At 60.5% G+C, this 12,671-nt stretch carries 10 protein-coding genes; all 10 read right to left on the bottom strand.

Annotated features, from left to right (window positions below):
- Positions 1-127: 127 nt before the first annotated feature.
- Complete coding sequence (locus FHW68_RS15085) at positions 128-1,075, bottom strand: choline ABC transporter substrate-binding protein (RefSeq protein WP_095633443.1); 948 nt, start codon at positions 1,073-1,075, stop codon at positions 128-130.
- Between the two features lie 273 nt (positions 1,076-1,348).
- The gene (hutG, locus tag FHW68_RS15080) at positions 1,349-2,152 is read right to left on the bottom strand and encodes an N-formylglutamate deformylase (RefSeq protein ID WP_095633442.1); all 804 of its coding nucleotides are present in this window, start codon (positions 2,150-2,152) and stop codon (positions 1,349-1,351) included.
- Positions 2,153-2,162: 10 nt separating this feature from the next.
- Positions 2,163-3,368: an imidazolonepropionase gene (gene hutI, locus FHW68_RS15075; protein ID WP_183681069.1), complete on the bottom strand. Its 1,206-nt coding sequence runs from the start codon at positions 3,366-3,368 to the stop codon at positions 2,163-2,165.
- Between the two features lie 16 nt (positions 3,369-3,384).
- The gene (locus tag FHW68_RS15070) at positions 3,385-4,794 is read right to left on the bottom strand and encodes an amino acid permease (RefSeq protein ID WP_183681067.1); all 1,410 of its coding nucleotides are present in this window, start codon (positions 4,792-4,794) and stop codon (positions 3,385-3,387) included.
- Positions 4,795-4,946: 152 nt separating this feature from the next.
- On the bottom strand, positions 4,947-6,479 hold the full coding sequence (hutH, locus tag FHW68_RS15065) for a histidine ammonia-lyase (RefSeq protein ID WP_183681065.1): 1,533 nt from the start codon (positions 6,477-6,479) through the stop codon (positions 4,947-4,949).
- Positions 6,480-6,596: 117 nt separating this feature from the next.
- Positions 6,597-8,120, bottom strand: a complete 1,524-nt coding sequence (gene hutH / locus FHW68_RS15060) for a histidine ammonia-lyase (RefSeq protein WP_183681063.1) — start codon at positions 8,118-8,120, stop codon at positions 6,597-6,599.
- 158 nt (positions 8,121-8,278) lie between these two features.
- A complete protein-coding gene (locus tag FHW68_RS15055) occupies positions 8,279-9,109 on the bottom strand; it encodes a glycine betaine/L-proline ABC transporter ATP-binding protein (protein WP_095633436.1) in 831 nt (276 codons plus the stop codon).
- The gene (locus FHW68_RS15050) at positions 9,106-9,957 is read right to left on the bottom strand and encodes a proline/glycine betaine ABC transporter permease (RefSeq protein ID WP_030129253.1); all 852 of its coding nucleotides are present in this window, start codon (positions 9,955-9,957) and stop codon (positions 9,106-9,108) included. Before FHW68_RS15050 ends, FHW68_RS15055 begins: the two co-directional genes overlap by 4 nt.
- Before the next feature lie 71 nt (positions 9,958-10,028).
- Positions 10,029-10,997, bottom strand: a complete 969-nt coding sequence (locus FHW68_RS15045) for an ABC transporter substrate-binding protein (RefSeq protein ID WP_183681062.1) — start codon at positions 10,995-10,997, stop codon at positions 10,029-10,031.
- A gap of 68 nt (positions 10,998-11,065) precedes the next feature.
- Positions 11,066-12,538: a cytosine permease gene (locus FHW68_RS15040; protein WP_183681060.1), complete on the bottom strand. Its 1,473-nt coding sequence runs from the start codon at positions 12,536-12,538 to the stop codon at positions 11,066-11,068.
- Positions 12,539-12,671: the final 133 nt, after the last annotated feature.

The raw sequence follows: 12,671 nt of genomic DNA, 5'->3' as shown, positions 1-12,671 counted from the left end.
GGGGGGGCCGGCGCCCTAAATCTCCCTCGGTTTTTTTTTTTTTTTCCCGGTTCCACCCCCCGCCCCCCCCCCCCCACGCTCCCACAAGTTCTGCGCCCCCCTCGCCAAAGTGATCCCGCTCGACCAGTCAGTTCTTCAAACGAGCCTGAACGGTAGCCACACCGTCCTTGCCATCAAAACTGCTGACACCTGCCAGCCAGCGCTGAAGATCTTCAGGATGATCACGCAGCCATTGCCTGGCGACATCCTGTGGCGTCTTGCGCTCCATGATCGGCACCATCAACTGGCTTTCCTGGGCAGCGGTGAAGGTCAGGTTGGCCAGCAAGCGGTTCACGTTCGGGCAGCGCTCGGCGTAGTCGGGTGCCGTCACGGTGGAGACGGTCGCCGCGCCCTCGTTCGGGCCATAGACGTCTTCGCTACCGGTCAGGTAAGTGACGTTCATGTTGATGTTCATCGGATGCGGGGTCCAGCCGACGAACACCACGAACTCCTTGCGATTGACCGCCCGCTGAACGGCGGCAAGCATGCCAGCCTCACCGGATTCGATGAGCTTGAAGTCCTTCAAGCCAAAGTGATTGGTCTCGATCATGGTTTTGATCGTGGTGTTGGCGCCGCTGCCCGGCTCGATGCCGTAGATCTTGCCGCCGAGGCGGTCTTTGAATTTCTCGATATCACTGAAGGTTTTCAAACCTGCCGCGGCCACGTAGTCAGGAACCGCAAGCGTCGCCTGGGCGTCGGCCAGGCTCGGTTTTTCCATGACCTTCACTTGATTGGCGGCCACGAACGGGGCGATGTTCTTATCCATCGCCGGCTTCCAGTAACCAAGGAAGATGTCCAGGCGCTTGTCGCGGATGCCGGCGAAGATGATTTGCTGCACGGCGCTGGTTTGCCTGCTTTCGTAGCCAAGGTCATTGAGCAACACATCGGCCATGCCGCTGGTGGCGATGACGTCGGTCCAGTTGACCACGCCCATGCGTACGGTCTTGCAGGACGGGTCGTCACTGGCCAGAACGCTGGTGCTCAGAATAGTCGTGCCGCAGAGGATTGAGAGACAGCGGGTGAACAGTCTTTTCATTGGGAAGGTTCTCGTACGGCAGCGGATTATTGTCGGGCCGGTGTCTTTGTGCACCGTGCCCGGAACATTACGCAGCGTCGAGAGGGTAAAAGCGAACTGTAGCGACCGTGTTTTGCACGGTGGCGACTGTCTCAATCGATCGTTCCCATGCTCTGCGTGGGAATGCAGCCCGTGACGCTCCGCGTCACTGGACGCGGAGCGTCCCTGGAGGCATTCCCACGCGGAGCGTGGGAACGATCAGTAGGAGCTGCCGCAGGCTGCGATCTTTTGATCTTATGCTTTGTAACGTTGCTGCCCCCAAGCCAATAACCCTTGCAGCAATTCCCTGAGCACCACTTGCGTCGGCGCCGCCAAATCCGGGCGATAGCGGAATGGCTCGAACTCTTCCATGTACGTGCACTGACCCAATTCCAGTTGCACAGCGTGGATGTTCTCGGCCGGGTTGCCGTAATGCCGGGTGATGTGACCGCCCTTGAAGCGACCGTTCAGCACATGGCTGTAATCGCCATGCCGTGCGCAGACGGCTTCCAGTTGAGTGGCCAACCGGGGATCGCAACTGGCGCCATTGAAGGTGCCGAGGTTGAAGTCCGGCAGCTTGCCGTCGAACAGGTGCGGGATGATCGAGCGGATCGAGTGTGCATCGAACAGCAGCGCGTAGCCGAATTCGGCTTTCAGTCGTGCCAGCTCTTCCTGCAAGGTGCGGTGATACGGCGTCCAGATGTGCTCCAGATAAGTCGCCCGTTCGGCAGCCGATGGCTCCAGCCCTTCGCGGAACAATGGAATGCCGTCGAACAGCGTCGCGGGGTACAAACCAGTGGTGGCGCCGACATATAAAGGTTTGTCATCGGACGGTCGGTTCAGGTCGATGACAAACCGCGAGTACTCGGCGGCCAGGGTGCTGGCGCCCAGTTCGGCGGCGAATTCGTAAAGCCGGGGGATGTGCCAGTCGGTATCGGGCAGGCTTTTCGCGTCGGGGATCAACCCGGCTTCGACTGCCGGGGTCAGACGCAAGCCGGCGTGGGGCATGCTGATCAGCAGCGGCACGCGGCCTTGTTTGAAGTTCAGAACCTTATCCACAACCACTCTCCTAAACGCTCGTTTCGACGCCGTGACGCACGACGCGTTTTTCCAGGTCGCCGCCCAGCCAGTACGACAGGTCGGCGGGTCGATCAATCTGCCAGGCGACGAAGTCTGCGACTTTGCCGGCTTCCAGCGAACCATGAGTCTCGGCCATGCCCAGCGCGGTGGCGGCATGAATCGTCGCGCCAGCCAGGGCCTCTTCCGGGGTCATGCGCAAACAGGTGCAGGCCATGTTCAACATCAAGCGCAACGACAGTGCCGGCGAAGTGCCCGGATTGAGATCGCTGGCGATGGCCATTTTCACGCCGTGTTTGCGCAGGGCTTCCATCGGCGGCAATTGGGTTTCCCGAAGGAAGTAGAACGCACCGGGCAACAACACCGCGACCGTGCCGGACTTGGCCATGGCGATGGCGTCGTCTTCGGTCATGAATTCCAGATGATCGGCGGACAATGCGTGGTAACGCGCCGCCAGGCTCGAACCGTGCAGCGACGACAATTGCTCGGCGTGCAGTTTCACCGGCAAACCGAGGTTCTGCGCGGCGACGAAAACCCGTTCGACCTGTTCCGGCGAAAACCCCAGGTATTCACAGAAAGCGTCCACTGCATCCACGAGCCCTTCGGCAGCCAGGGCCGGGAGCATTTCAGTGCAGATGTGATCGATGTAAGCATCGGCGCGGTCTGTGTATTCCGGCGGCAAAGCGTGGGCGGCCAGGCAGGTGCTGCGCACGCTGACTGGCAGTTCGGCGCCGAGACGACGAACGACCCGAAGCATCTTGCGTTCGTTAGCCAGGTCCAGGCCATAACCGGACTTGATTTCGATGCTGGTGACGCCATCGCGCATCAGGCTTTTCAGACGCTTGGCGGCGCTGGCGAACAACTCGTCTTCGCTGGCGGCGCGGGTAGCGCGCACGGTGCTGGCGATACCGCCGCCGGCCGCTGCTATTTCCGCGTAGCTGACGCCTTGCAGTCGTTGTTCGAATTCGCCGCTGCGATTACCGCCAAACACTGTGTGGGTGTGGCAGTCGATCAGGCCCGGTGTCACCCAAGCTCCGTTCAGGTCATTGACCGCCGGGTATTCGCCCGGCGGCAGTTCGCCGCGTGGACCAATCCACTCAATGTGCGCACCGGACGTCACGATGGCTGCATCCTCGATGATCGAGTAGACGCCTTGCGCCATGGTTGCGACGTGGCAGTGTTGCCAGAGCGTTTTCATCCTGGCCTCCGTTAGGTTATCGATGAGAAAAATCAGGGTCCCGCGCCACCAATGCGGCCTGGCCTGCCGCCGGTTTCACCCACGTCAGGTAGGCCAGCACCAGCAACACGATCCAGACCACGCCGACGATCAACGCCGCCTGGGTGTTCGGGAAATAGCCCAGCACGCCGAAAATGAACAGCATGAAAGCAATCGCCGCCATTGGCGCATAGGGCCAGAACGGCACCGGGAACTTCAGTTGTGCGACCTGCTCGGCGCTCATGGAACGACGCATCGCCACCTGGGTGAACAGAATCATCAGCCACACCCACACCGTGGCAAAGGTCGCAACGGAGGCGATTAACAGAAAGACGTTTTCCGGAATCAGGTAGTTCAGCAACACGCCCAGCAGCAGCGCGCTGCTCATCACCACCACCGTCAGCCACGGCACACCATTGCGCGACAAGCGGGCAAAGCCTTTGGGGGCGTGCCCTTGCTGAGCCAGGCCATACATCATGCGACCCGCGCCGAAGATGTCACTGTTGATGGCCGACACCGCCGCCGAGATCACCACGATATTGAGGATGGTCGCCGCCGAGCTGATACCCAGTTTGTCGAAAATCTGCACGAACGGGCTGCCTTGACTGCCGATCTGCTGCCACGGAAAGATCGACATCAGCACCAGCATCGTCAGCACGTAGAACAACAAAATACGCAACGGTACGGCATTGATCGCCCGGGGCAGCACGCGCTGTGGGTCTTTGGCCTCACCAGCCGTTACGCCGATGATTTCAATGCCGCCGAACGCAAACATCACCACGGCGAACGAAGCGATCAGGCCGCCAACGCCGTTGGGCATGAAGCCGCCATGGCTCCAGAGGTTGCTGATGTCGGTCGCCTGGGCACCGGGTGCGGTACTGATGCCGAACAGCATGATGCCGAAGCCACCCAGGATCATCGCAACGATGGCCGCGACCTTGAGCAGCGACAGCCAGAACTCCATTTCGCCAAAGACTTTGACGTTGCACAGGTTCAAGCCGCCGACCACCGAAACGATGCCCAGGACCCAGATCCAGCGATCGACTTCCGGAAACCAGAAGCCCATGTAAATGCCGAATGCGGTGACGTCGGCCATGCCGACGATGACCATTTCAAACGCGTAGGTCCAACCGAGGATGAAGCCCGCCATCGGCCCTAGATAGGTGCTGGCGTACTGGCCGAATGAGCCGGCCACCGGGTTGTGCACCGCCATCTCGCCGAGGGCGCGCATGACCATGAACACCGCCGCGCCACCGATCAGGTAAGCGAGCAGTACCGCAGGCCCGGCCATTTGAATGGCCGAAGCAGAACCGTAGAACAGCCCGGTGCCGATCGCCGACCCCAGTGCCATGAAGCGAATATGTCGGGCAGAGAGCCCGCGTTTCAAACCCTTTGCTGGCTGTTGCATTGCTCGTCCCTAATTATTTTTATTGGCGACCTGATCGTTCCCACGCTCTGCGTGGGAATGCAGCCCCGTGACGCTCTGCGTCACTGGACGCGGAGCGTCCCAAGAGGCATTCCCACGCGGAGGCGTGGGAACGATCATCAGAGAAGGAGCCGTTACAGGCTAGGCAGCAACTTCGCCGTCACCAGATCGCTCAGGCAACGCGTCGCCAACAACTCGCTCGCCGCATTGATGTCCGGTGCAAAGAAGCGGTCCTTCTCATAGAACGGCACTTCGGCACGCAAGATGGCGCGGACCTTTTCCAGTTTCGGCGAGGTCTTCAGACCTTCGCGCAGATCCAGCCCTTGGGCCGCGGCGAGCCACTCGACCGCCAGAACCCCGCGCGTGTTTTCCGCCATTTCCCACAGGCGCTTGCCGGCAGCAGGCGCCATGGACACGTGGTCTTCCTGGTTGGCGGAAGTTGGCAGACTGTCCACCGAATGCGGATGAGACAGCGCCTTGTTCTCGCTGGCCAATGCCGCCGCGGTTACCTGGGCGATCATGAAGCCGGAGTTCACGCCACCATTGGCCACCAGGAATGGCGGCAGTTGCGACATGTGCTTGTCCATCATCAGCGAGATGCGGCGCTCGCTCAGGGAACCGATTTCGGCGATGGCCAGGGCCATGTTGTCGGCGGCCATGGCCACCGGCTCGGCGTGGAAGTTACCGCCAGAGATAACGTCACCTTCAGCGGCGAACACCAGCGGGTTGTCGGAAACGGCGTTGGCTTCGATGGCCAATACTTCGGCAGCCTGGCGGAACTGGGTCAGGCAGGCGCCCATGACTTGCGGCTGGCAGCGCAGGGAGTACGGGTCCTGGACCTTTTCGCAGTTCTGGTGCGAGTCGGACACTTCGCTGCGCTCGCCCAGCAGATCGCGATAAGCGGCAGCGGCATCGATCTGGCCTTTCTGGCCACGAGCGGCGTGAATGCGGGCGTCGAACGGCGAGCGCGAACCCAGTACCGCTTCGACGGTCAGGGCACCCAGCGCCACGGCACCGGCGAACAGGTCTTCGCCTTCAAACAAGCCACGCAGAGCGTAAGCGGTGGACACTTGAGTACCGTTGAGCAGTGCCAGACCTTCTTTGGCAGCCAGGGTCAGCGGGGTCAGGCCGGCGACTTTCAGCGCTTCGGTGGCTTCCATCCATTCGCCTTTGTAGCGCGCCTTGCCTTCGCCCAGCAGCACCAGCGACATATGCGCCAAGGGCGCCAGGTCGCCGGAGGCACCGACCGAACCTTTCAATGGAATGTGCGGGTACACCTCGGCGTTGATCAGTGCGATCAGCGCGTCGATCACCACGCGACGAATGCCGGAGAAACCACGGCTCAGGCTGTTGACCTTGAGCACCATGACCAGTCGAACCAGTGCGTCGCTGATCGGCTCGCCGACACCGGCGGCGTGGGACAAAACGAGCGAACGCTGGAGGTTTTCCAGGTCTTCGCTGGCGATGCGGGTCGAAGCCAGCAGGCCGAAACCGGTGTTGATGCCATAAGCGGTGCGGTTCTCGGCGAGGATCTGTTCCACGCAGGCAACGCTGGCTTCGATTTGCGCCGCAGCGCTTTGGTCGAGGGTGATTTTGACCGGTTGCTGATAAACATCACGCAGTTGGGCAAGGCTCAGTTGGCCGGGGATCAGGTTAAGCGCAGTCATTTTGTGCTCCTTTTGAGAGTTTGTTATTAACTAGCCACACGCTCCGGAAATATCCGTTGTCCGTCGCTTTCCGCCTTTTGGGCGGATGGCGCCTTGGCACGCTGGCTTATGTAGAAATCAGTTCAGGTTCGGTAACGCCTTGTGCAACAAAATCGGGTCTTTCAAAACACCGGCAGCGGCAGCAATGTCCGGTGCCAGCCAGCGGTCCTGGTCGTAGGCCGGAACCCGCTCACGCAGCAGGCGCCATGCGGTATCGGTGCCAGTACCAAAACGTTGCTCTTTCAAGAATTCAAAAGCCTGGGACGCCAGCAAATATTCAATGGCGAGGATCTGCGTGCAGTTTTCCAACGCGCGATGCAGCTTCAGCGCCGCATGGGTGCCCATGCTCAAGTGGTCTTCCTGCAAGCCCGAAGTCACGTAGTTGTCGAGCACCGCCGGTTGCGCCAGTTGACGGTTTTCCGCACACAGGGACGCGGCAACGTACTGGACGATCATCATCCCGGAATTCACCCCGGGATTGGCCACCAGAAACGCCGGCAGACCGCTGACGTGCGGGTTGATCAAGCGGTCCAGCCGACGCTCGGCGATGGAGCCGATTTCGGCCATGGCGATCGCCAGCAAATCCGCCGCCAATGCCACTGACTGGCCATGCGGGTTGGCCTGGGACATCACGCGGAAGTTGTCCGGCGTGCCCAGCAGCATCGGGTTGTCGGTGACCGAGTTGAGTTCGGTTTCGATCTGCTGTTTCGCGTGCTCAAGTTGATCGCGCGCCGCGCCGTGGACTTGCGGGATCGAGCGGATGCTCAGCGCATCTTGAGTGCGAATGCCCTTGCTGCCGGCAATCACTTCACTGCCATCGAGCAACGCCCGCAGGTTGATGCCGACCTGCTGCATGCCTGGATGAGGCTTGAGCGCGATGATCTCGGCGTCGAACGCGGCAATCTGGCCACGCTGGGCTTCGAAGCTCATGGCACCGATCACATCGGCCCACTGCACCAGACGCGTCGCATCGGCAAGTGCCAGACAACTGAGACCGGTCATGCAGGGCGTGCCGTTGACCAGGCACAAGCCATCTTTAGCGCCCAGTTGCACCGGCTGCAGACCTTCTTCGGCCAGGGCTTGCTGCGCCGAGACAATCTGCCCGCGATAACTGACATCGCCGACACCCAGCAGCGCGATCCCGACGTGGGCCATGTGGGTCAGGTAGCCAACCGAGCCCTGGGATGGCACTTGCGGAGTAATACCCCGGTTGAGCAACGCCAGCAGCGCTTCGACCACTGACCGATGAATGCCGGATTTGCCCTGGCTGTAATTGACGATGGCGGCACACATGATCGCGCGGGTCTGTTCATTGGCCAACAGCGCGCCAACGCCACAGGCGTGACTGAGCAAGGTATTGCGCGACAACTGGCTGAGTTGTTCGTCCTTGAGCGAGACGTTGCACAGGGCGCCCAGACCGGTATTGACGCCGTAGGCACGCTCGCCGCTGGCGACGATGCGCTGGACGATCGCCTGGGCATTTTCGATCCGCGCCCAGACCTGTGGTGACAGCTCAAGCTGTGCGCCATGGCGAGCGACGGCAACCACATCCTGCCAACGCAACGGGGCGTCGGCGATAACGATTTTTTCAGCCTGGGACATCTTCAACCTCTTGAACTTGATCGTTCCCATGCTCTGCGTGGGAATGCCGCCTGGGACGCTCTGCGTCCCTTTGTCAGCGCAAGGCTCAAGCCCTGCGCATGTTTGACGCGGAGCGTCACGGGATGCATTCCCACGCAGAGCGTGGGAACGATCGATCTTTAAACCACCGCAGCCCGCCGCTGTACAAACCGGTCCACATACTCATCCGCCGGCGAATGCAGGATCTCTCGTGGTGTGCCGACCTGAATCAGGCGGCCATCCTTGAGGATCGCGATGCGGTTGCCGATGCGCACGGCCTCGTCCAGGTCGTGGGTGATGAAAACGATGGTCTTGTGCAGGGTCTTTTGCAGCTCCAGCAACTGGTCCTGCATTTCGGCGCGGATCAGCGGGTCGAGGGCGCTGAAGGCTTCGTCCATCAAGATGATGTCGGTGTCCGCCGCCAGGGCGCGAGCCAGGCCCACACGCTGGCGCATACCGCCAGACAGCTGATGCGGGTATTTGTTTTCGTAGCCTTTGAGGCCCACGGTGTTGATCCAGTGCAACGCACGCTCGGCGCACATCTGCTTGCTTTCGCCACGCACCTTCAGGCCGTAGGCGACGTTATCCAGCACGGTCTTGTGCGGCAACAGGCCGAAGCTCTGGAACACCATGCTGATCTTGTGCCGACGAAATTCGCGCAGGGCTTCCATGTCGTATTGCAGGATGTCCACGCCGTCTACCAGGATCACGCCGCTGGTGGGGTCGATCAGGCGATTGAAGTGGCGCACCAGGGTCGACTTGCCGGAACCCGACAGGCCCATGATCACGAAGATCTCGCCGGTACCGATGCTCAGCGACAGGTCGTTCACGCCGACCACACAACCGGTTTCGGCCAAGACCTGGTCCTTGGTCTTCTTCTGGCGAATCATTTCCAGCGCGTCTTTGGAACGGTTGCCGAAAATCTTGAAGACGTTTTTGACTTCAATCTTACTGATGGCTTCGTTGCTCATTTGCTCACCTCATGCCGTGGCCGACCATACGCCTGAGTAATGCGGTCGATGACCACTGCCAGAATCACGATCGCCAGACCGGCCTCAAGCCCACGTCCGACGTTGAGGGTCTGAATCCCCACCAACACATCTTCACCCAGGCCACGGGCACCGATCATCGAGGCGATGACCACCATCGACAGGGCCATCATGGTGGTCTGGTTGATCCCGGCCATGATGCTCGGCAGGGCCAGCGGCAGTTGCACGCCAAACAGTTGCTGCCAGCGATTGGCACCGAAGGCGTTGATCGCTTCCATCACTTCACCGTCAACCTGGCGAATACCCAGATCGGTCAGGCGGATCAGCGGCGGCGCAGCGTAAATCACCGTGGCGAAAATTGCCGGGACCTTGCCCAGGCCGAACAGCATCAGCACCGGGATCAGGTACACGAAGCTCGGCATGGTCTGCATGATGTCCAGCAGCGGCATCAGCACCGAACGCAGGCGATTGCTGCGCGCCGAGAGAATACCCAGCGGAATGCCGATCAGCACCGAGATGACCGTCGCCACCATCATCAATGCCAGGGTCTGCATCAGCTTGTCCCAGAGGCCGACCGCCCCCACCAGGAACAGCAGCCCGACGATGACCGACGTGGTCACGACTTTGCGGGTCGCGTGCCAGGCAACGCCCGCCACGATCGCCAGCATCAGCCACCAGGGCGCCGCACGCAGCAGCCCTTCGAGATTGACGATGGCCCACAGCAGGGTGTCGGAAATGCTGCGGAACACATCGCCGTAGTTAGTGACTAGCGAATCGACCCAACTGTTGACCCAGTCGGCGATGGAAAAAGTAAAGCTTTCGGGAAACATAAAAAGACTCTCAATCAAAGGGTTGCGATCAAGCATCCGACTGCCGTTGCCGACAGCCGGAGACACTCGACCTACAAGGCCGCGTCGATCTTTTTGGCTGCGTCTTCGCTCACCCACGCGTGCCAGACTTCAGGATGTTCCTTCAAGAACATCTTGGCCAGTTTTGGCGATTCGATCCGCTCTTTGGCCATGCGCCCGAGGTTCTGATTGAGCAGGTCGATTGGCAGATTGACCTTTTCCAGCACGGCCACCAGTTCCGGGGCCTGTTCGTGGAAGGTCTTGGACAGGCCGACCTTGATGGTCACGCTCTTGTCCACGCCTGGCTTTTCTTCGAGCTTGACCAGGTCCACCTGGCCCATCAGCGGGGTTGGCGACCAGTAGTAGAACAGGATCGGTTCGCCACGCTTGTAGCTCGACAGCACCGCCGCATCCAGCGCCGGGCCAGTGCCTGGGCGGAAGTTGGTGTAGGTGCTTTCCAGACCGTAGCTTTTGAGCATTTCGCTGTTGTCCAGCTCACAGGTCCAGCCGGCCGGGCAGTTGTAGAAACGGCCCTTGGATGGCTCTTCCTGATCCTTGAACACGGCAGCGTATTTGCCCAGATCGGCGATCGCTTTGAGGTCCGGGGCTTTTGGCTCCAGCTTGCGCTTGGCATCGCCTTCGATCACGTAACGCGGCACGTACCAGCCTTCGATCGCGCCAACCACCGGAGCGCCGACACCGACAACCTTGCCGGCCTTCTCGGCCTTGTTCCAGACTTCGCTACGACCGACCCACTCTTCGGCAAACACCTGGATGTCGTTGCTGCTCAGGGCGTTTTCCATGGTGATGGAGTTGCCTGGCAGGCTGTCGGTCTTGCAGTCGTAGCCTTTCTCCAGAACGATTTGCATCACGTCGGTCAGCAGCATGCCGCTTTCCCAGTTCAGGCCGGCGAATTTCACCGGTTTGCCCGATTCGCACCAGCCCGCCGCCTGCGTGGCGCCGGCACTGGCCAGCAGGCCCATTGAAAGCAATGTGGTCAGCAGGGTCTTGTTCGATTTCATTGTTTGACGCTCCTAATCATAAGTTGGCTTACGGCAGTCAAGAGGCATCCAGCCCTGTCCACGTCCAGTCAGGCCTGCGCCGCAGCGCGACCGGCCCTGCTTGTTTCAGGTTGTACATCGCTGTCCTGCTCGACCGGCAGGATCAGTTGATCGGGTACGGCGCTGTGCCATTTTTTCGCGCACACGTAATACAGGGCTGCGGGAAGCACCAGGCCGATGATCCAGGAAATATCCACGCCACCCAGAGCGTCCACCAGCGGACCGGTATAGAACTTGGTAGCGATGAACGGCAATTGCACCAGCACGCCGAAGACATAGACGCTGATACCGAGCGGGTTCCAACGGCCGTAGCGACCGTTCGGATCACCCAGCGCCGGCACGTCATAGCGCTCGCGAGTGATGCAGTAGTAGTCCACCAGGTTGATCGCGCTCCAGGGCGTGAAAAAAGCCAGCAAAAACAGAATGAAGGACTTGAACGCACCGAGGAACGAGTGCTGACCGAGCAACGCGATCAGGGTCGCAGTGCCGACGATGACCAGTACGAAGACCAGACGCTGCAAGCGCGTTACCCGCAAGTCACCCCGGAAACCGCTGATGATGGTCGCAATGCACATGAAGCTGCCGTAGGAGTTCAGCGTGGAAATGGTGACCTTGCCGAACGCGATGCTGAAGTACAGCAGTGCGGCGGTGGCACCGCTGCCGCTCAAACCAACGATGTAAGCCACTTCGTGGCCGGCGAATTGCCCGTTGGCCATGGCGGCGGCAAACACGCCGAGGATCATTGCTACCTGTGCACCGATAACCGAACCGGCGCCGGCGGCGAAAAAGGTTTTCACCGAAGACGTGCTGCTCGGCAGGTAGCGTGAGTAGTCAGCCACGTAGGGGCCGAAGGCAATCTGCCAGGACGCCGCGAGCGACACCGCGAGCAGGAAGCTGCTCCAGCTGAAGTGGCGGATTTGCAGGAGTGCGCCAACGTCAGTCTGGCTCATCAGGCGACTGAACAGGTAAACGAAGGCAATCACGCCAATGACGCTGGCGACACGGCCGATGAAGTGGATCACCCGGTAACCGAGCACCGTGACCAGCACGATGACACTGGCGAAGATAAGAATCCCGACGCTGTCGCTGACGCCAAATAACTGGCCCAGTGCCTGGCCGGAAAGCACAGTGCCGGTTGCGGTAAAGCCGAGATACATCAGGCACACCAGCACGATCGGGATGGCCGCGCCATACACGCCAAACTGTACCCGGCTGGAGATCATCTGTGGCAGGCCAAGCTTGGGCCCTTGCGCCGCGTGCAGCGCCATTACGCCACCGCCGAGCAGTTGACCGATCAACAGACCGATCAACGACCAGAACACGTCACCGCCCAACACCACGGCCAGGGCCCCGGTGACAATCGCGGTGATTTGCAGGTTGGCCCCCATCCACAGGGTGAACTGGCTCAACAGACGACCGTGTCTCTCCGCTTCCGGGATGTAGTCGATCGAACGTTTCTCGATCAACGGTTTACTGCCTGCACGATCGTCATTAACAGCCATGATTCAACCTCTGTGGATTGTTATTGGGTTAACTCAATCCCTGTAGGAGCTGTCGAGTGAAACGAGGCTGCGATCTTTTGGCGTCGTTATTGACGCCGAAGATCAAGATCAAAAGATCGCAGCCTGCGGCAGC

The organism is Pseudomonas sp. Tn43, assembly GCF_014192635.1.
GTDB lineage: Bacteria > Pseudomonadota > Gammaproteobacteria > Pseudomonadales > Pseudomonadaceae > Aquipseudomonas.
The sequence above is the reverse complement of the archived record's forward strand: the minus strand, read 5'-3'. Positions and strand labels throughout refer to the sequence as shown.

Coding starts and splice junctions, on each gene's coding strand:
- hutI (WP_183681069.1), bottom strand. CDS start 3,368: ATGAAAACGCTCTGGCAACACTGCCACGTCGCAACCATGGCGCAAGGC.
- FHW68_RS15050 (WP_030129253.1), bottom strand. CDS start 9,957: ATGTTTCCCGAAAGCTTTACTTTTTCCATCGCCGACTGGGTCAACAGT.
- FHW68_RS15040 (WP_183681060.1), bottom strand. CDS start 12,538: ATGGCTGTTAATGACGATCGTGCAGGCAGTAAACCGTTGATCGAGAAA.
- FHW68_RS15055 (WP_095633436.1), bottom strand. CDS start 9,109: ATGAGCAACGAAGCCATCAGTAAGATTGAAGTCAAAAACGTCTTCAAG.
- FHW68_RS15085 (WP_095633443.1), bottom strand. CDS start 1,075: ATGAAAAGACTGTTCACCCGCTGTCTCTCAATCCTCTGCGGCACGACT.
- FHW68_RS15070 (WP_183681067.1), bottom strand. CDS start 4,794: ATGCAACAGCCAGCAAAGGGTTTGAAACGCGGGCTCTCTGCCCGACAT.
- hutH (WP_183681065.1), bottom strand. CDS start 6,479: ATGACTGCGCTTAACCTGATCCCCGGCCAACTGAGCCTTGCCCAACTG.
- FHW68_RS15045 (WP_183681062.1), bottom strand. CDS start 10,997: ATGAAATCGAACAAGACCCTGCTGACCACATTGCTTTCAATGGGCCTG.
- hutH (WP_183681063.1), bottom strand. CDS start 8,120: ATGTCCCAGGCTGAAAAAATCGTTATCGCCGACGCCCCGTTGCGTTGG.